This is a genomic window from Vibrio sp. 10N.222.55.B11, assembly GCF_041473705.1.
Lineage (GTDB): Bacteria > Pseudomonadota > Gammaproteobacteria > Enterobacterales > Vibrionaceae > Vibrio > Vibrio crassostreae_C.
Genome location: NZ_JBFRST010000045.1, coordinates 1 through 25283, shown reverse-complemented (window position 1 = coordinate 25283; position 25283 = coordinate 1). Strand labels below are relative to the sequence as shown.

Annotated in this window: 23 protein-coding genes and 7 pseudogenes; 23 read left to right on the top strand and 7 right to left on the bottom strand. The window is 42.2% G+C overall.

Annotation, left to right across the window (positions count from 1 at the left end):
- Window positions 1–76: 76 nt before the first annotated feature.
- Complete coding sequence (locus AB4503_RS16655) at window positions 77–1030, bottom strand: ParB family protein (protein ID WP_371691487.1); 954 nt, start codon at window positions 1028–1030, stop codon at window positions 77–79.
- A 1-nt stretch (window position 1031) separates the two neighbouring features.
- Window positions 1032–2279, bottom strand: coding sequence for a ParA family protein (locus AB4503_RS16650; protein ID WP_017098231.1), 1248 nt, complete (start codon window positions 2277–2279; stop codon window positions 1032–1034).
- A 663-nt stretch (window positions 2280–2942) separates the two neighbouring features.
- Here AB4503_RS16650 and AB4503_RS16645 point away from each other — a divergent pair.
- The 6 genes and pseudogenes from AB4503_RS16645 to AB4503_RS16620 all read left to right on the top strand — a co-directional run bounded on the left by AB4503_RS16645 (window position 2943) and on the right by AB4503_RS16620 (window position 8503).
- The gene (locus AB4503_RS16645; RefSeq protein WP_372115407.1) at window positions 2943–3110 is read left to right on the top strand and encodes a hypothetical protein; all 168 of its coding nucleotides are present in this window, start codon (window positions 2943–2945) and stop codon (window positions 3108–3110) included.
- A gap of 64 nt (window positions 3111–3174) precedes the next feature.
- Window positions 3175–3453 carry a hypothetical protein gene (locus AB4503_RS16640; RefSeq protein WP_017098235.1) on the top strand — a complete coding sequence of 93 codons (279 nt, stop codon included), beginning with the start codon at window positions 3175–3177 and terminating at the stop codon, window positions 3451–3453.
- Window positions 3454–4058: 605 nt separating this feature from the next.
- Entirely contained in the window at window positions 4059–4568 is a 510-nt protein-coding gene (locus AB4503_RS16635; protein ID WP_102421416.1) for a hypothetical protein, read from the top strand.
- Between the two features lie 431 nt (window positions 4569–4999).
- A pseudogene (locus AB4503_RS16630) lies at window positions 5000–5418 on the top strand (Hsp20 family protein).
- A gap of 178 nt (window positions 5419–5596) precedes the next feature.
- The gene (gene dnaK, locus AB4503_RS16625) at window positions 5597–7486 is read left to right on the top strand and encodes a molecular chaperone DnaK (RefSeq protein ID WP_102258078.1); all 1890 of its coding nucleotides are present in this window, start codon (window positions 5597–5599) and stop codon (window positions 7484–7486) included.
- A 141-nt stretch (window positions 7487–7627) separates the two neighbouring features.
- Window positions 7628–8503: a DnaJ C-terminal domain-containing protein gene (locus AB4503_RS16620; protein WP_102535127.1), complete on the top strand. Its 876-nt coding sequence runs from the start codon at window positions 7628–7630 to the stop codon at window positions 8501–8503.
- A gap of 108 nt (window positions 8504–8611) precedes the next feature.
- Here AB4503_RS16620 and AB4503_RS16615 read toward each other — a convergent pair.
- Window positions 8612–9370: pseudogene (locus tag AB4503_RS16615) on the bottom strand (transposase); the annotation flags it as partial.
- Window positions 9371–10646: 1276 nt separating this feature from the next.
- On the opposite strand from AB4503_RS16615, the gene AB4503_RS16610 reads away from it, so the two are divergent.
- From AB4503_RS16610 to AB4503_RS16590, 5 genes are all read left to right on the top strand, one after another.
- Entirely contained in the window at window positions 10647–11228 is a 582-nt protein-coding gene (locus AB4503_RS16610; protein ID WP_017100243.1) for a DUF2913 family protein, read from the top strand.
- 67 nt (window positions 11229–11295) lie between these two features.
- Window positions 11296–11496: a helix-turn-helix domain-containing protein gene (locus AB4503_RS16605; protein WP_102535125.1), complete on the top strand. Its 201-nt coding sequence runs from the start codon at window positions 11296–11298 to the stop codon at window positions 11494–11496.
- Window positions 11497–11498: 2 nt separating this feature from the next.
- Entirely contained in the window at window positions 11499–11702 is a 204-nt protein-coding gene (locus AB4503_RS16600) for a hypothetical protein (RefSeq protein ID WP_017100241.1), read from the top strand.
- A 351-nt stretch (window positions 11703–12053) separates the two neighbouring features.
- Window positions 12054–12305, top strand: coding sequence for a type II toxin-antitoxin system Phd/YefM family antitoxin (locus AB4503_RS16595; protein WP_198594980.1), 252 nt, complete (start codon window positions 12054–12056; stop codon window positions 12303–12305).
- Window positions 12295–12579: a type II toxin-antitoxin system RelE/ParE family toxin gene (locus tag AB4503_RS16590; protein WP_017100239.1), complete on the top strand. Its 285-nt coding sequence runs from the start codon at window positions 12295–12297 to the stop codon at window positions 12577–12579. Before AB4503_RS16595 ends, AB4503_RS16590 begins: the two co-directional genes overlap by 11 nt.
- Window positions 12580–12860: 281 nt before the next feature.
- Here AB4503_RS16590 and AB4503_RS16585 read toward each other — a convergent pair whose 3' ends face one another.
- Window positions 12861–13025, bottom strand: a complete 165-nt coding sequence (locus AB4503_RS16585; RefSeq protein WP_371693003.1) for a hypothetical protein — start codon at window positions 13023–13025, stop codon at window positions 12861–12863.
- A gap of 368 nt (window positions 13026–13393) precedes the next feature.
- Between AB4503_RS16585 and AB4503_RS16580 the strand changes: the two are divergent.
- The 11 genes and pseudogenes from AB4503_RS16580 (at window position 13394) to AB4503_RS16530 (ending at window position 21524) form a co-directional block, all read left to right on the top strand.
- A pseudogene (locus AB4503_RS16580) lies at window positions 13394–13719 on the top strand (type II toxin-antitoxin system RelE/ParE family toxin).
- Window positions 13716–13994 carry a helix-turn-helix domain-containing protein gene (locus tag AB4503_RS16575; RefSeq protein ID WP_017102026.1) on the top strand — a complete coding sequence of 93 codons (279 nt, stop codon included), beginning with the start codon at window positions 13716–13718 and terminating at the stop codon, window positions 13992–13994. The pseudogene AB4503_RS16580 and the gene AB4503_RS16575 overlap by 4 nt, the downstream one beginning before the upstream one ends.
- Before the next feature lie 1150 nt (window positions 13995–15144).
- Complete coding sequence (locus AB4503_RS16570) at window positions 15145–16686, top strand: PAS domain-containing methyl-accepting chemotaxis protein (RefSeq protein ID WP_017100280.1); 1542 nt, start codon at window positions 15145–15147, stop codon at window positions 16684–16686.
- A gap of 342 nt (window positions 16687–17028) precedes the next feature.
- Window positions 17029–17346 carry an IS66 family insertion sequence element accessory protein TnpA gene (gene tnpA, locus AB4503_RS16565; protein WP_017104947.1) on the top strand — a complete coding sequence of 106 codons (318 nt, stop codon included), beginning with the start codon at window positions 17029–17031 and terminating at the stop codon, window positions 17344–17346.
- Complete coding sequence (tnpB, locus tag AB4503_RS16560; RefSeq protein ID WP_011154649.1) at window positions 17343–17696, top strand: IS66 family insertion sequence element accessory protein TnpB; 354 nt, start codon at window positions 17343–17345, stop codon at window positions 17694–17696. The genes tnpA and tnpB overlap by 4 nt, the downstream gene beginning before the upstream one ends.
- A 59-nt stretch (window positions 17697–17755) precedes the next feature.
- Window positions 17756–19297, top strand: coding sequence for an IS66-like element ISVa5 family transposase (locus AB4503_RS16555; RefSeq protein ID WP_102556239.1), 1542 nt, complete (start codon window positions 17756–17758; stop codon window positions 19295–19297).
- 33 nt (window positions 19298–19330) lie between these two features.
- Window positions 19331–19843 (top strand): annotated as a pseudogene (locus AB4503_RS16550) (recombinase family protein); the annotation flags it as partial.
- Window positions 19844–20030: 187 nt separating this feature from the next.
- Window positions 20031–20336, top strand: a complete 306-nt coding sequence (locus AB4503_RS16545) for a type II toxin-antitoxin system RelE/ParE family toxin (protein ID WP_029225531.1) — start codon at window positions 20031–20033, stop codon at window positions 20334–20336.
- A gap of 89 nt (window positions 20337–20425) precedes the next feature.
- Window positions 20426–20719, top strand: a complete 294-nt coding sequence (locus AB4503_RS16540) for a HigA family addiction module antitoxin (RefSeq protein WP_017101335.1) — start codon at window positions 20426–20428, stop codon at window positions 20717–20719.
- Window positions 20720–20912: 193 nt separating this feature from the next.
- Window positions 20913–21071 (top strand): annotated as a pseudogene (locus AB4503_RS16535) (helix-turn-helix domain-containing protein); the annotation flags it as partial.
- Window positions 21072–21254: 183 nt separating this feature from the next.
- A pseudogene (locus tag AB4503_RS16530) lies at window positions 21255–21524 on the top strand (hypothetical protein).
- 192 nt (window positions 21525–21716) lie between these two features.
- Here AB4503_RS16530 and AB4503_RS16525 read toward each other — a convergent pair.
- The gene (locus AB4503_RS16525; RefSeq protein WP_241910949.1) at window positions 21717–22115 is read right to left on the bottom strand and encodes a hypothetical protein; all 399 of its coding nucleotides are present in this window, start codon (window positions 22113–22115) and stop codon (window positions 21717–21719) included.
- 415 nt (window positions 22116–22530) lie between these two features.
- Between AB4503_RS16525 and AB4503_RS16520 the strand changes: the two are divergent.
- Window positions 22531–24047, top strand: a pseudogene (locus AB4503_RS16520) (ISNCY family transposase).
- Window positions 24048–24197: 150 nt separating this feature from the next.
- On the opposite strand, the gene AB4503_RS16515 reads toward AB4503_RS16520, so the two are convergent.
- Together AB4503_RS16515 and AB4503_RS16510 are read right to left on the bottom strand one after the other, a co-directional pair.
- Window positions 24198–24614, bottom strand: coding sequence for a VOC family protein (locus AB4503_RS16515; protein ID WP_305368090.1), 417 nt, complete (start codon window positions 24612–24614; stop codon window positions 24198–24200).
- A 36-nt stretch (window positions 24615–24650) separates the two neighbouring features.
- The gene (locus AB4503_RS16510; protein WP_102573270.1) at window positions 24651–25127 is read right to left on the bottom strand and encodes an N-acetyltransferase; all 477 of its coding nucleotides are present in this window, start codon (window positions 25125–25127) and stop codon (window positions 24651–24653) included.
- Window positions 25128–25283 lie beyond the last annotated feature (156 nt).

Sequence of the window (25283 nt, the reverse complement as noted above, 5' to 3'; positions counted from 1 at the left end):
GGTGGTTTGTTGTTCATAGGGCAAAACAACCCCCATTGTCCCCATTAAAAACCCCGCTCATTGGCGGGGTTGTTATTTACTTATCTTGCACTTTTTCAGAAACAAACCGTATGATATCGTCATACACCTCAACGGGCAATCTACTCAATTCAATCTTAAGCCCCCGCTTATCACTGCTGTGAGATACCTTTGCATACTTGTTCTTGTCATCGAACAGCGCTAATGGTTTAGTCTTCCAGCTTATTTTATCTTTACCCTTTAAAAGCTTCGACTCCATCTGAGCAAGAACTTGCTTTTGTTTATCTTCTACAGAGACTAAATTATCTACATCCACCTTAAGTGAACTGATGAAATGTGCCGCTGTAGTACCTTCTTTATCTAACTGCTTTTCCACTTTAGCCAGCTTAGCGTAGTAACTATTTGGGATCCCTTCGCAATCAGGAAAGACCTCAATCAAACGCTGATCAACTGATGCTGCAGCAAAGCGCTTCCGGCAAGTTTCACGTCCAATATTCAGATAGTCAGCTAGTTCATCGAGCTTCGTAAAGCCTTGTGCTTGCATCACGCTTTTGTAATCAGCTCCCAATTCTCGGTAAGACAAGCGCTTTACAGATTGAGTAGTTTGAATAAAAGCGATCAAATCAGCTTGGTCGATCTCCCCTTCAATAACCCATAGAGGTAAATCTTTTTTAGCATGGATGCAAGTGAAACGGCGACGTGAGCTATCAAGTAACTGGTAAGTGCCCCGCCCGTCTTTGGTCGCGACGCCTTCAGTATGTACGCCCTCTTCCTGAACGCTTGGTAATATATCACGCACAGCATCAAGCGTGAGCGAATCTTGGCGACGTGGATTTAAAGGGTGAATTGCAGTTTTAACTTCAAGTTCATCTGATTTAACCACCACTCTTTCTGCAGTGGCTGTTTTACCGCTAGCAAACGTGAATGTTTTTTTAGGGGGTTCGGCTTTAACTCGTTTTCCTAATTGATTGCCTTGGTTAAAGCCGGTTCGCTTGTCTTGAGGTCGTAACATGTTATAGCCCTTTTGTTGCTAGCTGCTTAATTTCAGTGATGAATTGGTGGTACACGGCATTCACCGATGTCATAGCTAAATCAAATTGCTTACCACTACAAATCTGCTCTGATTTTCGAATATCCAGTACTGTACGGTTGCTTTCCGCAGCCGCGACAAACGCTTCAGAGTGACGGATCGCTGTTGATAACAAATGCCCTTGCGCCGCCCGCAGCAATTTATCAAACACTTTAACTTCATGAGCGCTCTTCTCATCGAAGTTCACTGGAAGCAATTTAGCCCACTTTAAATTTTTTCCTTGTGATGGTAATGCTCTAAATGTACCTGGCATAGTGGCCATGTAGTTACTCGTTGAGGCAAAATCAAACTCTCGTGGGGTGACTGGAATCAAGACCGCATCAGCCGCCTCATTCACTGCCCAGAGAATTGGAGAGTTCTGTGGGGGCGTATCGATGAAGATTAGGTCGTACTCTTCTTTAAGTATGGGTAAGATTTTTTCACGCAACACACTCAGCAAATTCCGTTGACCTATTTCATCTTGCCCCCAGTAAGAATCGACAAAGCGTTCGTCTGATGGGAAGGCAGGAATCACATCTAAGTTAGGGAGGTGAGTCTTAAACGGAATCGCTTTAACTAACTCGTCATAACGGTAGTCATTAAGGTATTGAGAAAAATCACCTTCGGGCTCTTGGCCTGCTAGCGCGATATCAACAGCTGTCATGTAGACTGATTCATCGTCGGCTTGATGAATCAGGTTTTGGCCTGTTGAGCCTTGGGGATCTAAATCTATCACTAGGCAGCGTGCATTAAGATTAAGATCAAGCGCAGCAGTGGTCGCTAGGGTTACTGTCGTGGTGGATTTGCCAGTGCCCCCTTTATGGTTTTCCACTACAACGGTTGTCGGTTCAAAGCGCTGGTTGTACTTAGGAAAGTTCATGAACTCCATCATATTGGCGACGTCGAAGCGATTATACAGGTGAGTGCGTCCTTGGATAATAGGAGCGCCAACGACGCCCTGCTCGGTTGCTTCATCTATTCTAGAATTGAAGGTCACACGAGATAAGCCAAACAGCTCTTGAAGCTCTTTCTTCTTCAATGAGTGATTATAGATAAGCCTATCGACACTCCCCTCAATTTCTGTATCAGTTACTTTGATCTGCATACGCTCTTTGATAACGGCTTTCAGATCTGACTGCTCTTGCTGCATACGTTCACAAACAAGTTCTAATGAATCGATGATGGTGGTCATTGGGTGCCCTTAATGCCTTAATTTCATGTAACCAATATAAAGCACTAAAGATACAAATTAAACCTTTAAAGAATATTTTTAATTAATAAAGGTTTAAGTTTGATGGGTGTCTAAACGGGGACAATGGGGGTTGTTTTCAAAACAACCTTATCAAATTACTCTGAATATTATTCTTTCATCTGGTTTAACAGTGGTGGTGCACGAGACTTAATTAAGGGCAATAAGTACGTATTTGAGAGAGCACTAGACGTGATTTTAAAAGAGCGATCTGCTATCGGCGTTGGGAAATTTAAGCAGGTCCGCTTTTAATAGCGGTCTACCAGTAATAGTCGGTGCTCTATTTACGGTTGAATTCAAAGAATTCTTCAACGTACTGAATAAACTTAAATAACGAGATTAACCTTGTTATTCTTAGCGTGTTCAAGTCACGCCTTAATTGTTAATTATGTTTGGGCTGAGGCGCGGTTGTATCACCTTGACTACCTTGAGCTCAGGCTTTTCGGACGTTCTTCCACCGGATTATAAGAGTTAGCGACCATTCATGAGCCTTAACTTAAAGTACTATCAAGCAATAGACCAAACGATTTCAAACGCCTCCCCTCTCGTTATTATTCATTTGACCAAAGCCAAGCCTATTGGCCTACAAAAAAAAGAAATGAGTTTTTGGTAGAGTTCATCAAGCCAAAGATAAAACAGCCTCAATATTCTAAATGTAAGAAAGAGCTGAAGACCATGCTGAGTATAGGCAGGAATGCCAAGGGCCACCTAGAGGAAAATTTATGGCAAATGAACGAAATTAACCTCAATTATCAAGCCAAATTCACTGATTAGGATGAGCTCTACATCATGTTGACCGCTCTCTTTGAACAGCAGTGTTTTGCCTCAGTGTTAGAAAATGAAACCTTTTTCTAAGAAGGTTAAAACTCATCGATTAAATACGTTGATTGATAAAGTCCAAGGTACAGGAACCTATCGAGTGGAAGTGGGTCATATTGATGATCAGGAAGTTATTCATCTGCTACTGCATAGGACTGAAAAGCAAATGCTAGTCGATCTGTTGAAAGTTCGGAAATGTCTTGCTGCTCGATTGTTGGTTTATGTCAGTTCTAATAGCGATCCTGATATGAGTGTGGTGATGAAAGCGGTGGAGGGGGGCTGTTGGATGAATGCATGATTCATTCCCTAGGAAACTATACTTATGCTGCAAAGGTATTGGGACTCGATCGTGGCACAGTAAAAAGGAGGTATGAACGCTTTCTCAAAGAGAAAGGTGAGATGAATTGTATAAGGACATAGGTCATGGTTCATTTTCTGGTCGTTATCACTTGATTTTTATCACGTGTGCTTCGTTTTATCTCTAATAGAGTGGTTCTGTTGTTGATGCTTCTTCACTGGGACGTTCTCGCTCCGCTCGGTTTATTCCTTCGTTTTGCTCCTCTGTCGACAACTTGAGTTGCTTTATCGAGCCTGCTCGATGAGCTTCTACGTTCCTGAGAACAATCACCCAAGGCACTTCTCTCTTCGTTCGAGGCACCTCGTCCTCTCTCCTCGTTGATCTCTCTGTCTTTGAATAAGTTCGAATAAGGGCTTGTTTTCTTATGCGCCGATTTCTTTCACTCGCTTCATTTTTGGGTTCGCAGGCTGTTAACCGTCTCTCCCCACAACCTGTTTTTCAAGGGAGGCTTTGCCGCTGTGCGCCCTTGCAAAGCAGAACGATGTTGAGAGAGCGGACAGCCAAGCGGCTCCGAAAAGTGATACTCAAACAGAAAGGAAATTCTCATGGCGCAACAAAACTCAATCCCAACTCTCTCTAATTCAAATTCATCGACCAGCGTTTCGCCGCTGGGGCACGAAAGCTCACCAAAAAATGATATCTCTAGTCCTTTGGCGGTATTGAAGTTGCGCTCTCAAGTCAAAAAGTGTCGTGATGAGGCGAAAAAAAAGTCTGATTGGGTTTCCAAAATCCAGCGTTTGAAAATGTTCAGTCGTCGTCAATCGCCCGAGCAGCAGGCTGATATCGCAGCGTTAAAAGACCAAGGGTTCGTTGAAGCTATCAAGCAGCAGTTTCCGCTATTGGGGTCGCGTCGTTTTGCTTTCCATGAAATCCGTGACTTTTTCATCGAATTAAATGGCGCTGGCTTTGGTGAATGGTTTCTTCACGAGCGAGCGGATCACATCATTCTGTACACCAACTACGGGTCAGTATTTCCAGCATTGCGATTTGTGACAAAGGGGGAGGGGACGTTTAAGTGCTCAGGGTTTTGTTTTGATGTGCGTTTTGGCGCTTAGGGTGTCACATTAAAATACATTATATGCTGACAGATCCAGGCCCGCGATTTGGGTTGTGTGTAGGAATGAGCCAGCGAAGAACCTGTTAGATCGAATCTGACAGAATCGAGCTAGCGCTTTTGCTAAATTAACAATTTATAAACGACCAAAAAAACCTAATGTTAGTATTGACAGGTTTCTCTTGGGATAATATTTTAAAAAAACGAACTGACAGATGAAGTTCTTAAGTTGCCCACTTCGCCTTCTTAGGGAAGCTAGGGCAATTGTAATCAAGGAACGTTGACGTTGTAGTATGCGACATTAGCGAGTTCCTTAAACCTGTTAACACCTGGAACATATGTCTTACGGCGCCTACGTGGTGCAATAGAGTCTGTCTCCGGTCTTGGTGTACTAAACACTAAGAACTATTGCTTATTTATGAGGATAGTATTATGCGTAATGTAGATTTTTCTCCGCTATACCGTCATGCCATTGGTTTTGAACGTCTATTTAACCTAGCGGAGAGTAGCACGAATAAGCCATCTTGTAATGGCTACCCTCCATACAACATCGAGCAGAAAGACGAAAACAACTATCGTATTACGATGGCTGTAGCTGGTTTTTCTGAAGATGCACTAACTCTTACCCAGAACGAAAATATGTTAATCGTTTCCGGTGAAGTTCAGCCTGTAGAAACTAAACCTAATTACCTTTATCAAGGGATCGCAGAGCGTAACTTTGAACGTAAATTCCAGATGGCTGACTACGTAACCGTTAAAGCAGCGAGTATGGGAATGGTTTGCTGCACGTAGACCTCGTCCGTGAAGTCCCAGAAGCAATGCAACCCCGTCAGATCTCAATCCACAAATAATGACTGGGGAAACAGGATCGGATAAGGTGATTTTAGTATTCGATTTTACTAACCTTGTCTAAAAATATTGCTGTTTATCACCACTAGAGTGCAAGACTTAAACGCTTGTACTCATATAGAAGAATAGAATTACATATTTTGCATTAGAAAAAATAATTTTAATAAGAGAGGTCTTATTATGAGTAAAATTATCGGTATTGACTTAGGGACAACAAATTCATGTGTTGCCGTACTTGACGGCGACAAACCTCGCGTACTAGAAAATACAGAAGGCGAACGCACAACAGCCTCGGTAATCGCATACACTGAAGGTGAGACGCTAGTTGGTCAACCTGCGAAGCGTCAAGCGGTTACTAACCCTCAAAACACCCTATTCGCTATCAAGCGTCTAATCGGTCGTCGTTTTGAAGATGAAGAAGTTCAACGCGATATCGAAATCATGCCTTTCAACATTGTTAAGGCTGACAACGGTGATGCCTGGGTTGAAGCGCAAGGCCAAAAAATGGCTGCTCCTCAAGTATCTGCTGAAGTTCTTAAGAAAATGAAGAAAACAGCTGAAGACTTCCTAGGCGAAGAAGTAACTGGCGCAGTTGTTACTGTTCCTGCTTACTTCAACGATGCTCAGCGTCAAGCAACGAAAGATGCTGGTCGTATCGCAGGCCTAGATGTTAAACGGATCATCAACGAACCAACTGCTGCTGCTCTAGCTTACGGTCTAGACAAGCAAGGTGGTGATCGCACTATCGCTGTATACGACCTTGGTGGTGGTACATTCGATATCTCTATCATCGAAATTGATGAAGTAGAAGGTGAGAAAACTTTCGAAGTTCTTTCAACTAACGGTGATACTCACCTTGGTGGTGAAGATTTCGATAACCGCATGATTAACTACCTAGTAGATGAGTTCAAAAAAGAGCAAGGTATCGACCTTAAAACTGATCCACTAGCAATGCAGCGTGTTAAAGAAGCAGCAGAAAAAGCGAAAATCGAGCTTTCTTCTACTACTCAAACTGACGTAAACCTACCTTACGTTACGGCTGATGCGAATGGCCCTAAGCACATGAACATCAAAGTGACTCGAGCGAAGCTTGAGTCTCTAGTTGAAGACCTAGTTCAACGTTCTCTTGAGCCACTAAAAGTAGCTCTTGCAGATGCTGCCCTATCTGTAGGCGAAATCACTGACGTTATCTTAGTGGGTGGTCAAACTCGTATGCCTATGGTTCAAGCTAAAGTAACTGAATTCTTCGGTAAAGAGCCACGTAAAGATGTGAACCCTGACGAAGCTGTTGCAATGGGTGCTGCTGTTCAAGGTGCAGTGCTAGCTGGTGACGTTAAAGATGTTTTACTACTTGACGTTACTCCTCTCTCTTTCGGTATCGAAACGATGGGCGGGGTAATGGCTAAGCTTATCGAGAAAAACACAACTATCCCGACTAAAGCGGTGCAAGTGTTCTCTACAGCTGAAGACAACCAAAGCGCAGTAACTATCCACGTTCTTCAAGGTGAACGAAAGCAAGCGACTTACAACAAGTCTCTTGGTCAGTTCAACCTAGAAGGTATCCAACCAGCTCCACGTGGCATGCCACAAATCGAAGTAACATTCGACCTAGACGCGGATGGGATCCTGAACGTATCTGCTAAAGATAAAGCAACAGGTAAAGAGCAAAAGATCACGATACAAGCATCAGGTGGTTTGTCTGAGGAAGAGATCGAAGCAATGGTACAAGAGGCAGAAGCTAACAAAGAAACGGACAAGAAGTTCGAAGAGCTAGTCATTGCACGTAACCAAGCTGACCAAATGATTCACGGTACTAAGAAGCAAGTAGAAGAAGCGGGTGAAGCTCTACCTGCAGACGAGAAAGTTAAAATCGAAGCGGTTATCGAAGCTCTAGAATTAGCTAAGTCTGGTGACGAAAAAGAAGTGATCGACGCTAAAGTTCAAGAACTTATGCAAGCAGCTCAAAAGCTAATGGAAATTACTCAACAGAAAGCACAAGCACAGCAAGCTGATGAACAACCTAAGCAGGACGACGATGTTGTTGATGCTGAGTTTGAAGAAATGAAGTAACGCCACTGACGGATAATTGCTTTCGAGCTGTTAAACGTTGAGTTATGTATCATGGAGACGTGAACTTATTGGTATTCAGGGCGTAAGAGGTCACTCATACGCCCTTTTTTGTTTGAATGAGAAATTGAGTGAGTTTTTAGCATGTCAAAACGAGATTATTACAGCGTGCTAGGTGTATCTAAGGGAGCCTCGGAGAAAGAGATTAAAAAAGCCTACAAGAAGTTGGCGGTGAAGTATCACCCCGATAAAAATCCCGGAGATGCGACAGCAGAAGCGAATTTCAAAGAAGTAAAAGATGCTTATGAAATTTTAACAGACAAAGAAAAGCGCATTCAGTATGACCAATTTTGTCATACTGAATCTGAGAATCGTGGTTTTGGTGGTCACAGTGGGTTCGAAGACTTCTTTAGTGATGCCTTCCGCCAACGTGGCGGCGGCTTTGGTGGAGGGTTTGAGGATCTCTTCTCACAAACTCGTGGTGGACACGGGCGCCCACGCGGACAAAAAGGTCAAGATCACCAATATACGCTTACTGTAGACTTTATTGATGTGGTTCAAGGGGCTGAAAAAACGGTCGAATTGCTAATCAATGGTAAACAGAAAAAAATCAAAGTTAAGATCCCTTCGGGTATTAAAGATGGTGAAAAGATACGTTACTCCGGTAAAGGTGGTTTAGGCGTTAATGGTGGTCCTTCGGGGGATTTATTATTCATTATTGAAACCAGACCACATGGGTTTCTAGACCGCGATGGTAATGACATTATTTGTCACACCAAAGTTGATATGGTTACTGCGGCTTTAGGGGGGGAAGTTACGGTGAATGTGTTAGACAGTCGCTTTAAACTCAAAATTCCAGCGGGTACTCAAACAGGGCGTAAATTCAAGATGACGGGGAAAGGCGTGACAAGTCGTAAAGGTGAAGCGGGCGATCTATTGGTGGAGGTTCAAGTTGAAATACCCAAAAATCTAACCGATGCACAACGTGAGTTGTTAGAACAATTTGGAGCAACGCTTTAGTCATTTAAAGTAAAATGAACAAAACCAGCTCTAGAGCCAAAGCCGTATAATGTGGGGTTGTATCGCAAAATTATGATGAAGTATAAGTGTACTGGTTTTTAGATGTAATTAGGCTGCTAGTGCGTAAAATTGCTCCCAAGCAGATAAGCCTTCAGGATTATCGAGCTGTCCGTTTTTAATTATCGACCACAGTTCCACGCCTGCCAGGGTGGAACTGGCTCTCTCATACAAATTCCCCCCTAAACACTGATGTATTTTACCTTTCACTTTCCGGTGACTTTGCTCAACTATATTGTTCAGATATTTAACTTGAAATACTTCAATCAAGTTGAGTCTCTTCTCCGTCAGCCAGGGTTGAACATTGATGTTATGCAGCGCTAACGCGTTGGTACCACTCTTATCGATAACCACTTTTTCCGATAAACCATTATAGCCGATTGCCTTGGTAAAGAAGGCGCGAGCCGCTTTCTCATCATGGCGATCGCAGAGTAGAAAATCAATGACATGGCCGTTCGCTTCTCCCACGACACCAGGAAATGGACTGTTTGTTTGAGGATGTATGGCAGCCACTAGGGGGGCCAAGTTCTTCACTCTTGTCCCGCGCAAGTTTATTGCTTGGCTGTAACCTGCTTGGTAAACCATTTTGTGCAATGGCCTTATTCAGAAAGGCTTTGGCAGCTGCCTCACCACGGTTCGGGCTAAGGTAGTAATCGATCACGTTTCCAAATTTATCGACGGATCGATAGTGGCGTGATCTACAACAACTCTACGCTCAAGCTGTATCTCTTCAATTTCACGATAACTGAGTTTATAGGCGAGATAATAACGTACGGTTTCAAGAACAACTTCAGAAGGAAAGTGACAGCCTTACACATTAAGAATCAGTTTCATGAGTAGAAATCAAGCAAACCTTAACTTAAATCCTCAAAGTTTGCGACAGAACCTAAATTAGTCACCGTACGGTGCTTCTTTCTTGGATTGTATTATCGAGCATATGTTAAATTGACAAAATTAGGCTGGCTTTTGCGCGGTAGGGGACGACTCTAGCTACAACCGCTCGAAAGTCAGCCTCTTCTCTTTCCATACTCTAGATTTCCCTTCTGAAAGTTAATTACAGTTTTCTGCTAAATGTTAAACACTTGTGATGCGTTTTCATTTCGACTCGATTTCGCCCTCTAAGTCTCAAAACTAGAGCTTTTTGATTTCAATCTAGCTGACCGCTATCAGACTTTATTTAAAAATTGATCCTGATGCGGGATCTTTTGTTAGCATTAAAAAATCAAGAATAAAAATGGAGTCTTCTTTTATGGTGGAGACTTTACCACCTAATTTGGTGTCCGGGATCATTAGACCACTACAATTGGCTCCCCATCTAGAAATGACTAAGGTGGGAAAGCTGACTCTTTATCTTTCTCCTGATATCCCAGAGCGAAAGTTTTCAATTGATGAGTTACTTGCTGAGGTGAAGTTGTCTAAAAAGCAGACTAAATTATGGGCGGCTTATTTCCGAGATCTTGCTAGCGAGCTAGACGCTCTCATGACGAGAGTAATATCAAGTAAGCTGAAATCTTTTTGGTGCTCTCGATAGGGAAACCAAGGAATGATTAGATGAAAATAGTTAAACAATTAATCAGACAGTTATAGTCAGTTAAACATTAAGTTTATGGCGTGACTGGAAAAAATAATGGAGCTTAATTGGACCTATGCGTTTAAACTTTGAATTTGCCGTTGAATGTAAAAACTGACGCGCGATTGCTTGTCGGCTTTGCACTGTCTCTACATGCAAGCATATAGCAACCAGCACAAATCTATCTTATTGGATTTGAACTTGAATATAAATGAATGGGTGTGTACCGAGGACGGAGAGGGTGATCACGTGGTCGAGCGTTCTGAAGTTCGAGTGAAAGGGAGAAAGCCATTAGTGAACAATAATCCGTTTTTTTCGAAACTGATCTTTGTCACCCAACAATATCTCAATTGCTCTCTTAACATCACCAATGATCTCATTAAGCGAACCGTTTTAAATTTGTCAGAACCATTCACCATTTCAGCAGTCAGGCCATAGTTTGCTCTCTAGCCAGATTCTGTAAGGGCTAACAGGTTTCTGATAACATTACTCTATTCTCAACCTCTAAGTATAAATATGAGTCGTAAGCTGAAATATTTCCAAGCCTTCAATGAACTCGTGACCAACGCGCTTCTTGCTTTGTATTGTTCGATTAAAAACGATGGTGGGTACTGGACAGTAAAAAAAAGAAATGAATATTTGGTGAAGTTCATCAAACCTAAAGTTAAACAGACCCAATTTGCGAACTGTAGAAAAGAAATTAAAACGATGCTGAGTATTGGTCGACATGCCGGCGGCAACCTTGAACAAAGGTTGTGGGAGATGAATGACGTTAATTTGAGCTATCAAGCCCGTTTTTCGCAGGCTGATGAGCTTTACATCATGCTGACCGATATTTTTGAACAACACCAATTTCCCTCTATGCTAGAAAACACGAATGAAGCAATGGAAGTGGATACCCTATATATGACGCAGGAAGAAATCGAAAAAGGATTTGATGCTGAAAATATTCAAATCAAACCACTGGCAATGACCGTGAAAACTCACCGATTAAAAGCTTTGATTGATTCAGTACAAAGCAAAGGCACTTATCGCGTCGAAGTCGATTTTGTTGATGAGCATGAAGTGATTCATTTGTTGCTGCATAGGAAGGAATAGTCACTTGATAGATCAACCAAAAATTAGAGAGTTAATCCAAGCTCAGTTAGTAGAGGTAGGCTCTACAATGGCTACACATGACTTAAGCTACGTGATGAAAGTCGTTGAGGAGCTTCTTATTGACGAGACGGTTATACATACGAGAGGAAATATAACCAAAGCCGCAAGGTTCTTGGGAATGAACAGGGGAACATTGAGTGCTAAATATGAGCGGCTTCTGCAATCGAGAAGGGATTTACACCTCAATTCGTCCCGTAAGGAGATGTAGATATGGCTTTTTATAACGTTAAGCTTTCTATTGGTGATGTTATACTCAACGAGTACAGTGGCTATATGAAAGGAATGAAAGGTGTAAAAACGTCGGCGTCTAATGCCGCTCAAAATAATGAATCAATTCTTATTCAGGTATTTGATGTAGCGGGCATTCTTGTTGCCAAAAAAGTTAACGGGTCGTGGGTTAATATCAATACTTGAGATTGTTAGCGACAAGCTTATTGTATGGTCGAAGTTCATAAAAATAGACAGATATTTCTTGGCTACGATAACTTGTCGCCAGCACATACTGACCGTGTTTTTCAAGATCTTGTGCTTTATCCGTTTTCCCCCAAACCTAGTAGCACCAGTATCTAGAACATTGATTTCTACGCTTTCCACCGTTAGCGTGTGTGTATCTTCGTGTAAATAGGAATTTGCACACATGCCCTGCCTATACTCATCGACAATAACGAGTGTGTTTTTGAGACCTGTTAACAGGTCTTTTTTGACTTTATAACCTTAAAGACTTATTGTTGGTATTGTTAAATGGTCATTAAGGATTAAGTTATGATAACTGTTCGTCCCATTCTCGCTGACAACTCAACTAGTATTAGCGAGCTGAAAAAAAACCCTATGGCAGTCATTGAACAAGCCGATGGGTTTCCCGTTGCAGTATTGAATCGCAATCAACCTGCATTTTACTGCGTTCCTGCTGATGCTTATGAAATGCTCATGGATAAACTGGAAGATATTGAGCTTACTCAGATAGTTAAAGAGCGTGAACATTCAGAAGAAATAGAGATCAGCATCGATGACTTATAAGTTAGTTTTCAAGGTTGAGGCTGAGAAAGAGTGGTACAAGTTGGATAGCACCATTAGATCTCAGTTTAAAAAGAAGCTGATTGAACGTCTAGAAAATCCATATGTGTCATCGGCAAAGTTAAGCAGCATGCAAGACTGTTACAAGATAAAACTGAGAAGTGCGGGATATCGACTTGTTTATCAGGTGAGAGATCAAGAAGTGATTGTTTCTGTAGTGGCAGTTGGTAAGCGTGAGCGTAATCAAGTTTATAAGATTGCAGCAAAGCGATTGTAGAGAGGGAAAATTCGTTGGTGATCAATAATCCGTCTTTTTCGAAACTGATCTTTGTCACCCAACAATATCTCAATTGCTCTCTTAACATGACCAAGGAGCTCATTAGGCGAACCGTTTTAAATTCGTCAGAACCATTCACCATAGAAGAGTACGTCAAGTTGGTTGAATATCTTGAGAGAAACTAAAGTGAGTCATTCAAAGAGTGTGTCATTTACCTGCTCTTAAGTGAAAGGAGCGTTTTTTCCTAACTTTTGCACTGTGGCCAACACAGTTAAATCTGTCTATTCTACTTCCATCATAGCGGCCAACACTGCTAGTCTTTCTTTTGGCTCTAACGCTTGGTAGTTTTTAGCCCATCGTTGGGCTTTTCGTTTAATGCGTAGTCGGTCGGTAAAGTTAACCCCTGCATAAGCTGACCAGTGCAAACTATCGGCTTCGTAATTCATCCACAATTTTTCTCGTCTCACACCACCCCGTGTCATCACGTTAAACTCATACGTCCGCCAGTCCGTTAATAGCGAGTCGTATAATTCGGCCGGATACCCTGAAAGCATGATTTTGACCCCGCGTTTAGATAGGAATTTGAATTGGGTTAGTCGTTCAATGTGTTGCTCTATCGTGAGTCCTTTTCGATAGCGTTTGTTTGAGGTTCTCATTTCATGTTAGGTAACAAGTCTCTCGAAACTACATTGAGGCTGATAGAGACGAATACAGTATGTATATTAGCCATTGCTGATGTGGCTTTTTGATATAGGTGAGCTTATCATATATGATAAGCTCACCTAACTATAATAATAAACGTAGGTACACAACGATGAGTTGGAACCTTCAACTTTATGATGGTGTCGAAGAAGCTATTTTAGATAGGCCGCCTAAGGTGCAAGCAAGAATGTTAAAGCTGCTTGAACTTATGGAGGGACATGGGGCAAACCTTGGAGAACCCCACACAAAATCAATGGGTGATGGACTGTTTGAGATTCGAGTGAAAGCTCAAGAGGGTATTGTATTGGTCGTGGCCTGTTCTGTTATTTAGAAGGTAAAAATATCAACGTGCTTCATGCTTTTGTTAAAAAGAGCCAGAAAACACCTAAGAAAGACATAACTTTAGCCAAAGTAAGAATGAAAGAGGTTAAAAAATGAGTAGCTTACAATCTCTAAAGAAAAAAGCGTTATCGAACCCCAAAGTGAAAGCAGAGTATGACGCGCTTGAGCCAGAGTTTAAGTTTATCAATACTCTCCTTTCTATGCGTGAGTCTTCGGGGCTAACCCAGCAAGAAGTAGCAGAGCGCATGGGTACTAAAGAATCTAATGTTTCTAGGCTCGAAAAGGGAACAGGAAACCCCACTATTAAAACATTAATGAAATACGCTAAGGCGTGTGGTTGCCAATTAGACTTTGGCTTCACACACGCTTAGACGTTATATCAAATCTCGGTTCTGTCGCAAACTTTGAGCCTTTAAGTTAAGATTTGCTTAATTTCTATTCATGATACTGATTCTTAATGTTTAAAGGCTGCCACTTTCCCTCTGAAGTTATTCTCGAAACCGTACGTTATTATCTCGCCTATAAACTCAGTTATCGTGAAATTGAAGAGATACAATTAGAGCGCGGAGTCGTTGTGGATCACGCTACTATTAATCGTTGGGTTATCAAATTTACACCAGTATTGGAGCATAGAGGGAGGCGTAGAAAGAAGCCGGTGTCTGACTCGTGGCGTATGGGTGAAGCAGAAAACACGTCAAGCACTAGGTTGGAAGTCAATGGAAGGAGCCTTGGCAAGTTTGCATGGACGAGAAGTGTGGACGATGTATAAACAAGAGCAGATAGATGTTGAAGGTCAGATGGCCTTTGAGAGATTCTACGCACTCGTAATATAATTGTATCTGTAGAGCTGGTCTGTCACGCCTCTAACTAGATTTGCGACAAAACCGCTAACAAATAAGGATTAAAGTGTTGCGCAGCCAACCCTAAATCCCTAGTGTTGAACAAGCCCGAAGCCACTTTATTAAGTAAAGAGGGGCATTGCGCCTTGAACTGGTCTATTCACGCTGGGCACCAAGTCAATGACTTTCCATACCTGTAGTTATTCATGAGTTGCTAATTTAGCAAAATCACTGACACAGAAATATCCAAAAACGTCACAATCTGAATTTTAACACATGGCATTTTCTAGCTCGAAAATGCCACAAAGCAAGCTAGAGTAAATACTATTTCATTGAATCTAGTAGCTTCGGAGGCTTTCCCTTCGCGAGAATGAGGAATCTAATCCATGCTTCAATTTCAGATTTTGTTCTTAGTTTATTCTCTCTTTGCCAAACTTCCTTAGTGCTCGGTACGACTATCTTTTAGTCGCTACCATCTGTCCGCTTGCCGACAGTTTTGAGGTGATTCATTAAGCTTTTTATAAATAAGTCTACTATTTGATCTACATCATATTTCAAACACTTATGTATAGCGTAGCATAAATGCTTATAAGTTATGAATGTAGCAAGCATCGAATGGTAAAGACATATATTTCGATGACGCAGATGTTCTAGATATAAGAAATAGAGAGACCCGTTAATAGTGAACGACAAACAGCTCAACAATGACTATCCAGAATCAGCAAATTTAATATCAACCACCGATCCTAAAAGCTACATAACTTATGCTAACCAGGAGTTTTGCGATATAGCTGGATATGGTGAAGAAGAACTGATTGCCAACCCTCACAATTTGGTACGCCACAAAGATATGCCAAAAGCGGCATTTAGACAGATGTGGGACTATCTTCAATCTGGCAAAAGCTGGATGGGACTAGTAAAAAATCAATGTAAGGGAGAAAAGCACTATTGGGTATCTGCTTTCGTCACCCCTATCAAAGGTGTAGATGGCTCTACAATTGAGTATCAATCTGTTCGAACTAAGCCTACCGAAGCGCAGACCGATCGAGCAACCAAGCTCTATCAAAAAATAAATACTGGCGCTTATAAAGTTAAGCCAAGAGTCGCGTTTCACAATATTGCAGCTGCCTTTAGTACCATTCTCGCTCTTATTTCTATAGCATCAGCGACGATACAACCGACCATTCCTGCCTTATCGATAGCGCTTATCAGTACGATTTTAATGTCACTGGTGTTTATACAGAGACACCGCTTCAACATCGCTAAAGAGTTGGCAAAGTCGATCTATGACAACCCCCTGATGGAAATGCTATACGCAGATCACTTTGATGATTACTCGCGCCTTGAATTAGCACTAATGATGAAAAGTGCTGAACTTCGCGCGGTCTGTGCCAGAGCAACAGAAACTTCAGGTGATATCTTACTTTCTGCTGAAGACGAGCTCGGCACCATTCAATCCGTAGGACAAAGCCTCGACCGCCAATGCCATGAAACTGAACAAGTAGCTACTGCTATTGAAGAACTTAGCCATTCGATTGATGATGTGGCCAAATCAGCGGGCAATGCCTCCAAACTAGCTGAGGAAGCAGATAATGAATCAAAAGAAGGACTTCGAAGTATTAAGAGCACAATTAATGAGATCAACTCATTAACCCATGAACTGGCACAGACTCGTTCTATCATCACCCAACTTGCACAAGACAGCCAACAAATTGAAACGATTCTTAAGCTAATTACAACTATTTCAGAGCAAACCAATCTTCTTGCTCTAAATGCTGCAATTGAGGCAGCCCGTGCTGGTGAAGCTGGTCGTGGTTTCGCAGTTGTTGCCGATGAGGTACGGAACCTAGCTTCGAAAACAGGCGAGTCTGCGAATGAAATTCACTCTATGATTGCACAGCTTCAGCAAACAGCAAACCGTGCCGTTAATTCAATGGAGAAAGGTGGTGAGTTGTCAGTTCGATGCAAAGAGCAAGCAAATGAGAGTGGTAATGTCTTACAAGCTATTTCTGATAAGCTAAACATGGTTTCAGACAGTAGCATGCAAATCGCCACAGCGGTTGACCAACAAGCGATAGTAACTCAGGAAGTAAATCGTAACGTTTCAAACATCAAAGCACTAGCAAACGAAACTTCAGCGACCTCTCAAACATCAATCGAACGCACGGGCGTATTGGTTGATCGAATAAAAGCATTACAACGTTTGATGAAGCAATTTCAGTAAGTCTTAACTAAGCAAGAGCTGCAACTACCGCATGTCAGAGCGTTGTAGAGCTTTTCGTTGGCTGCTTTTAGCCATTGTTCATCGCTGGGCTAGTAACTTTATGGACATTGCTCACAATCATTTAATAACTGTTCAGTTAATCTTTATAATTTAAAGTGAACATGTACACTTGTGTATCAATATCTTTAAGTTCACTTTAAGGTTCATTCCATGAAAATTGGTTATGCTCGTGTTAGCACCCAAGACCAAACGCTCGATGTTCGTAAACGCGCCATAAACCCCGCATTCTAATCTTTCAGCGCGAAGAATAAGATCAACTCTCCAACCCAAAGGAGAGTTGAAATGGCAAAACGACGCACCAACCTAGAATGGCAATCACTGTTTGAACAATATGAGAGCAGCAGTGTTACCCAACGCGCTTTTTGCGAAGAGCATGGACTGAGTTTATCCACGTTCTTCGCCAAGCGGCGTCAACTCCAAACAGTAAACCAATCGGAATCTGTCGGATTTGTTAAAGCCGAAATCGTCGAAAAGACAACCAAGTATCAGGCCCAGATAGCTACGGCTAACATGACACTTCTCATCAATGATGTGGAGCTGAGCATTCCTCAAGGTACGCCAGCGACCTATCTTGCTGAACTCATTGGAGCGTTGTCATGAAAGGTATGCTCAGCGCTCCAGACATTTACCTTTATCGTGAAAGCGTCGATTTTAGAAAGTCCATCAACGGTCTTGCAGCGATTATCGAAAATGATACGGACTTACCTCTTGGCAGCGGTGCGCTGTTCCTGTTTACCAATAAACAGCGCGATAAGATTAAGGTACTGTACTGGGATAAAACAGGCTTCGCCCTCTGGTATAAACGCCTTGAAAAAGCCAAGTATAAGTGGCCTTCAAAAGAGAAAAATCAGGTGTTTACCCTCACTCAATTTGAGCTTGATAGACTGCTTTCTGGCTTCACAATTATCGGCCATGAACCCGTAAAAATAAACGATTTTACAATGAGCTAATCGAGAATAAAGCCTTATATACCAAGCGTTAACGGCACGATTTTAGTATAATCAATGCCATGAAAAAGACGCCAAATATCAACCCAGAAAGCCAAGATATTGCCGAGCTACAAGCGATGGTGAAAGCCCTGATGCTCTCGCAAGAGCAGAAGGAATCGCAATGGCAACAAGAGCGCCAATCGCTGCTTGAACAACTCAAACTCGCCTTCGACCGCCAGTTCGCTAAACGCTCGGAGGCGTTAAAGCCTTACGATGAATCACAAGGTGACCTCTTCAACGAAGCGGAATGTGAAGCCGTTAAGGAAGAAGAAGTTGAGGTGACAACTACGATCACAACGAAAAAGCGTGGTAAACGTAAACCTCTGCCTAAGACCTTACCTCGTGAGGTTATCGAACTCGATTTAGACGACCATGAAAAGCAGTGTTCTTGTTGTAATCATGGCCTGCATAAAATCGGTGAAGACCGCAGCGAGAAGCTAGAGTTCACGCCTGCGGTACTCAAGGTGTTGGAATATGTTCGCCCTAAGTACGCTTGCCGCCAGTGCGAGAAAACAGGCGACAGCAGCCATATCGTTCAGAAGCCATCCCCTCAGAGTCTCATCCCTAAAAGCTTCGCCACAGAAAGCTTGCTGGCCAACATCATTCTTGGCAAATACCAGTATGCGATGCCACTTTATCGCCAAGAATCGCTGTTTACCCAGTCGGGTATCGAGTTATCACGCACCACCATGGCAAGGTGGGTTATCCAAGTCAGCGAGAAGTTCGCCCCGCTGTATGCAGCCTTGAAGAAGTACCTAGTTCAGCAAGTGGTGGTTCAGGCGGATGAAACGCCGCTCAATGTGCTCAAGGAAGAGAAGAAGTGTTATATGTGGCTCTACTGCTCGGGCGCTGACTCGCCCGAAGCCGCACTGCCTAATGTGAAAAATATCGCCTTGTACGACTATCAAAACAGTCGCGCGAGGGCGTGCCCTATTGCCTTTTTAGGTGACTACAATGGTTATCTACAAACCGATGGCTACGCTGCTTATGATGGACTTCATCAAGTCACCAATGTGGGGTGCTTAGCGCATGCTCGTCGCAAGTTCATGGACGCGAAGAAGCTTCAAGGGAAAGGTAAGTCGGGCAAGGCCGATAAAGCGCTGGCTAAAATCCAAAAACTCTACGGGATAGAATCGCGCTTAAAAGGTGCGCCTGCCGAAGAGCGAAAAGCAGAGCGTCAAGCACTTGCCAAGCCGATACTGGATGAGCTTTACCAATGGATGACAACCCAGAAGGTGATAGGCTCTAGCCCACTGGGCAAAGCGATAAAATACACGCTCGGGCAGTGGTCAAAGCTCACTCGTTATATCGACGATGGCCACTTATCTATCGATAATAATCGCGCTGAACGCGCAATTAAACCGCTGGTTATTGGCAGGAAGAACTGGCTATTCTCTAACACACCAAACGGTGCTGATGCGAGCGCGATGCTTTACAGCATCATCGAGACCGCGAAAGCCAACGGCCTTATTCTCTACGACTACCTAGTCAAGTGCATGAAAGAGTTGGCGAAAGCAGAGCCTGATATCGACGCACTCCTACCTTGGAACTTCAAACACTGACAAGTCGCCCCGTGGGTTCGTGGGGCGGATACCGATGTTCAACTTGAACAACTTAAACGTCTTGGTTGTGAAAAAATTTACCAAGAGCAAGCGAGCGGTAAATCCTCTGATAGAGAACAGCTTAACCTGTTGCTGGATTTTGCAAGGGAGGGAGATGTTATTCATGTTACCAAAGTCGACCGCATTGCTCGAAATACCATCGATGCTTTGCAAATTGCCGATCAACTAGCGCAAAAGAAAGCGGGTTTGGTGTTTCATGACTTGGGGGATTTAGATATCAATAGCGATGTAGGTCGAGTTATTTACACGACCATATCGGCGTTTGCTGAAATGGAAAGAAAACGAATCTTACAGCGCTGTAATGAGGGAAGGGAGCGTGCACGCTCTGAAGGTAGGCACCTCGGGCGATTTCCTGATAAGAGTCTTCATCAACGCATTCAAGACCTTACAGAGCAAGGTATGAATAAACATGCGATCAGTAAAAAGTTAGAATGCAGTCGAACTACTGTTTATAAAGTTCTAGAAGGTGTAAAGATAAATGATTGACACCTGTTACGTTACGGGTTACATTGTAAAGGTTGCAAATACCGACCTCTATGTGAACTGCGTAGGCAAAATATATTCAATAGCTAGGTACGAGTTCTTTGATAACAAAAAAAATTAAAAAGGAATATCAAATGGATATCATTAGCTTAATGAAAATATTTAACAACTGCCTATGGAGGATCTCATTTTGGCTATCAAAAATTTTTCGCATAAAGGGCTTAAGCAATTTTACTATGACGGAAACGAAAGTGGCTTAAACCCAAATCACATCGATAGCATTGCGTTTATACTGGATGCTGTCGATGCTTCACACCACCCTAAAGATCTGAAAGCAATTTATAGAGATAAATTTTCTGAAAAGAAAGGTTCTGGTAAAGGGGTTTACAGTATAAAAGTTAATGGAAATTGGCGAATAACTTTTCAAATACAAGATGAAGGCGCTGAATTTCTTGATTATATCGATTATCACGGGAAAAAAATAAAAGCCCGATAGCTGCCTAATAAAAGATTAGGTTACGGGTCACGATATATGTGACCTTAGTCTATCTCGTTACATACAAGGTAGGCTTTAGGAGAGTAGAAATGAGAATGACGAGAAAACCATCACATCCAGGTAAGTTTTTTAAACACACTATTTTGGATGAAAGAGGAATATCAATTACCGAAGCAGCAGTGAACTTAGGTGTAACAAGAAAAGCACTAAGTGAATTTGTTAACGGTAAAGCCAAATGCTCACATGCAATGGCTAGACGCCTAGCAGAAACGACCGGAACTGGCGTTGGCATTTGGATTATGATGCAAGCTAAATTAGATACTTGGGAAGCTGAAAGCATGGAAATAGAAACACCAATTATCCCATTTAAAACACAAGCTTAATTGTTAATGAGAAAAATATAAAGAACACCAAATAGTAAAAGTAGAATCCCAATAAAAACGGCTCTCAATAAGGAGTCGTTTTTGTGTTTAATGCACAATATGTTATAGCCAACTTTTGAGTGGTTTTTGCACACTTCCTTTCTCTAATAGCTACGAGATCGCAAAAATCACTCACTCTCTTCTTCTAAATCCCTCTGAAGGACGGCATCTTGGCCGATTTCCTAATAAGACGCTTCATACGCGTACTCAAGAGCTTGCAGACCGAGGAATGAACAAGCATGCGATCAGTAAAGAGTTAGAGTGCAGTAGGACTACGGTCTATAAGGTTTTAGGAAAAAATATCTCTCTTTAGAATCGCGAATAAAGCTGTTCTTTAAATGAGTAAAGAGCTGACTGACGTTGCTTCGTTCTGTCGGCTTCATACTGACTCTACATGCAAGCATATAGCAGCCAGCACGAACCTACCCTTGATAAAATAAATAAATTTTCAGAATTTTAATTTAATTATTGTTGCAATGATTAAGAGGCAGAGAGAATGAAAAAAGCAATAATGAGCCAAGTTCAGAAAGAGGTCTTAAGATGTTTGGCCAAGGCGTTCATCAAAGGAGTAAAATAAGGTAAGTCAACCGTCATCAACCTGGCCGTCAATCAAGTGCTTGGGAGAGATATTCACCCGAACAACTTCCGAGTTTCATGTAAAGCTCTTGAAGAGTGTGGACTGGTCATGCGCAAAAAAGTGGAGCTAGATTGGTACATCAATATAACGCCAGAGGGGTTTGATAAGGCACTCACCTGGCTTGATTAAACGATGCTTCTGAAACTCATTTTTGGACAGAAACGTGCTAGTACTTTTTCTAAATTAGCAAATCATCAATAAGTGCAGGTATGGCAAATAGTAAAAATGACGTGCAGGACGCACAATTTACTTATATAGAGGCTCGGGCTTGTTCAACTCTTGGGATTTAACGTTGGCTACGCAACGCTTAATCCTTATTTGTTAGGGCTTGTAGCCATATATTCTCAACCCTACCTTGTCCATCTCTACTTCGAAACTCCCGAGCATATTTAAATGCTCTAATATTGGCGTTAAATCCTGCGTTTTGTATTGCGTTGGTGCATTTTTATATGGCTTAAACTCAACTCGATGAGGCAATAAAAGCCATTCAATACGCCTGAATTCAAAAGGACCATTCAAAGCGCCGCAGTCGCCTACATAATTGTCACCAAGTTGTTCTAAATCGGGAACGAAGCCATTTCGGCATTGCTGTTCACCCACAAGTTTCCACGTACATTGTACGATTTTCAAACTTGAGTCATTAACAACCCCGAACAGTTTTCTCCATTTAGAATCGGACATGCACTTGTATGAAAATTTAGCGATATCTTTGTTTAACACCGTATTCTCCTAGAGCCCTAACGCTTATTAGACAACAAATTGTTGTCTTTCATCCTTAGGTGAGGCATTCATTTTCATATTAACTCAACTGACAATCAATACCTTATGCCACATAAAGGGGAGTTAGCGTACAAGATGTCACCTAGTAACGGAATGATGAGTTATCAGCTCAATCGAATAAGTTTTAGTAGGGTAAACGCACGCCCTCTTAATAGTGTAGAGTCTTTAATCTAAGTGATTTTGGGGCAAAACCTTGTTAGCTTAAATGACTTAGTTGCTGTGATCACCAAGCGATTCTGTCGTATCGTAACTACCAAGCGACTTTGTCATTCGCTTAATTACCGAGGGAAATTGACGGTCTCTATTTTTACGTAATCCTTTGACTAGTGCTACGAATTAGTCAGGGGTGTATAGGATGATCGTTATGAATACTCAATCTCAGCTTACCGTGGATATCATCGCAAAAGTTGCTCTCGGTAAAATCTCAATTACTAATGCCTCTAAGCTCCTCAATAAGTCTCGCAGAACCATTGAACGTTATCTCAGGCGATATCGCTCTGATGGTATCCGATTTGTGGTTCATGGCAACACAGGAAGGGCACCCGCTAATAAAATCCCCATTACCTTAAAGCAACAAGTTCAAGCTCTTATAAAGGCCAAGTATTACGACTTTAACATGCTTCATCTCGCCGATATGTTAGAGGTATTTGAAGGCATCAAAGTAAAACGGGAGACGCTTCGTACCTGGGCACATGAAATCCATCATGTAAAACGAGCCAAACATCGACGTTCTAAGGTAAGAAGACGACGTGAGCGTATGGAAGCCGAAGGCTTAATGCTGCAAATGGACGGCAGTCCGCACCTTTGGTTCGGTGATAAAAATCCTGTCTTATCGCCATGATTGATGATGCAACCAGTGAGGTTCATGCGGAGTTTTTTCCTTCAGAAACCACCGAAGGGTGCCTCAAAGTAATGAAAACTTATATCAAGAAAAAAGGGCTTTTTAAGACTCTTTATGTCGATAGAGCGGGCATCTTCGGTGGACCAAAACGTTGCCACTTCTCCCAGATGCAACGAGCCTGTGAAGAGCTGGGTATAGAAATTATTTTTGCCAATTCGCCTCAAGGCAAGGGTCGCATCGAACGTGCTTTTGATACGTTCCAAGATCGTCTAGTCCCTGAGTTAAGGCTGGCTGGGGTTACTGATATGATCAGTGCAAATAACTACCTACAAAATACCTTCATCCCTGAGTATTGGGCAACGACCCTCACAGTCAACGCCAAATTAATGCGCTCTGAGCATACACCCGTTCCGAAGTACCTCAACATTGACGCGATATGTATTCAAAAAGAATATCGAAAAATCCGTCGAGATCATACCTTCAGCTACGCCAACGCAATGTATCAAATTACCTCCCCATTACGGCACTCTATCGTGAGTCAACAAGTCGAACTACGTAAGCAACTTGATGGTGGTTTTACGGCTTATTTTGCCGACCGAGAGTTATCGATTAAAGAGCTTACTGAGCCTAGCTCTAGGAAAGAATACGGAGAAGAGGTTCAGAAAAAGATCGAGGCTATAGAGCTTGCCAATGAGTTAGGGAATGTTAGAGAAGCGGCTCGACAAAGCGGTTGTTCTGTCAAAAGCATTCACAACAACCGTCAATTACTTGAAGCCCATGGCCCACTTGCTTTGAAACGTCTGTATGGTCAATCACACAACAATAATCGCATCGATGAAAAGACTCGAAATATCGTCATCTCATTAACACTCAAATCGCCTCACCTAACCTCTATTAGGATAAGTGGTGAGATGAGAAAGCGTTTTAACATCTCGATTAGTCACTCAACAGTAAGGAACATCTGGCTTGAAGAAAAGCTGAATACAAGAGAGTTACGGGAGGCACGTGCCGAGGAATCAATTATCGAATAGAAACTAATCTGCAATAGTGGACTACTATGAATAAAGCAACGACAGAATCCTTCGGTATTTAGACCGTCAACCTCCCTCGGTAATCACATTAAATGACTTAGTTGCATCAAGATCAGGTATGAAAAAGTATCTTGAAACCATAGTCTATTGTTATGTGCGTTGCTCCATTTCTGCTTTATAGAGCTCTGAACCTACAGCTATCTCCCACAAGTACCCATCAGGATCAGAGAAGTAACCTGAAAAACCACCCCAAAACACAGGCTGCCCTTGCTTTACGATTTTCCCACCATTTGCATCTGCCTTGTTCAGAAGACTAAGCACTTCACGAGAAGAGTCGACATTTCTAGCCAGTGTAATACCGGCAAAACCTGAACCATCTGGTTCAACACCAACATCTTTAGCTAATTCGGGTTTAGAAAATAAAGCTAACTCCGGACCATCAACATTCATGAATACAATTTCATCAGATTTATAATCTGTACGCTCTAACCCAAGCACCGCTTCATAAAACTTTGCTGAGGACTCGATATTTGATACGCCCAGCGTGATGATTGATAGTTTTTTCATATTTTGCTCCGAGCATATAACTGATTAAATTGTTTGTTAGGTGCGTAGCAAAAGCTGGTAAAAGTCTGTTTCATCGTGTTTGGGATTCTTGCGCACAAACTCCCAACCATGGCGCTTATAGAATGTGAGAGCTCGATGGTTAGTTCGGCTTACTGAAAGTACAGCACGCGAACAACCCGTTTTACTCAAAGTGCTTACAATATAATCCTGCAATTTTGCAGCGAGTCCTGAACCACGAAAATTAGGCTTTAAGTAAATGAGATGTACATAGCCAGTCTCCGGCTCGGGTGAAAAGCTACGAAACTCTAACTGCCCTGCAAACTGACCATCCACAAATATATGGATATAGAACCATCCTGATGTTGCTAACCGGTCTAATACTCGTTCACGATAACCACTGATGAAGTCTTCGAAACCGTCGTAATGCCCAAAACTACAAAAGTATGCATCTTTTCTCGCAGCAACGCACAATTCGAAATCATCAATGTTTATCTGCTGAAAAGCAATTTCCATACTTACCTTTTCCTTCGAGCACCTGACGCCAAATTAAGTAGTGAGCAACGCCACCACCTTACCTAAAGCATTGTGCCGTAAACACTAGAGTTGATCCAAACCGAAAATGCCAAGCATTACGAATCTGCTTAAATTATTGTGTACGCCCAGCATGGG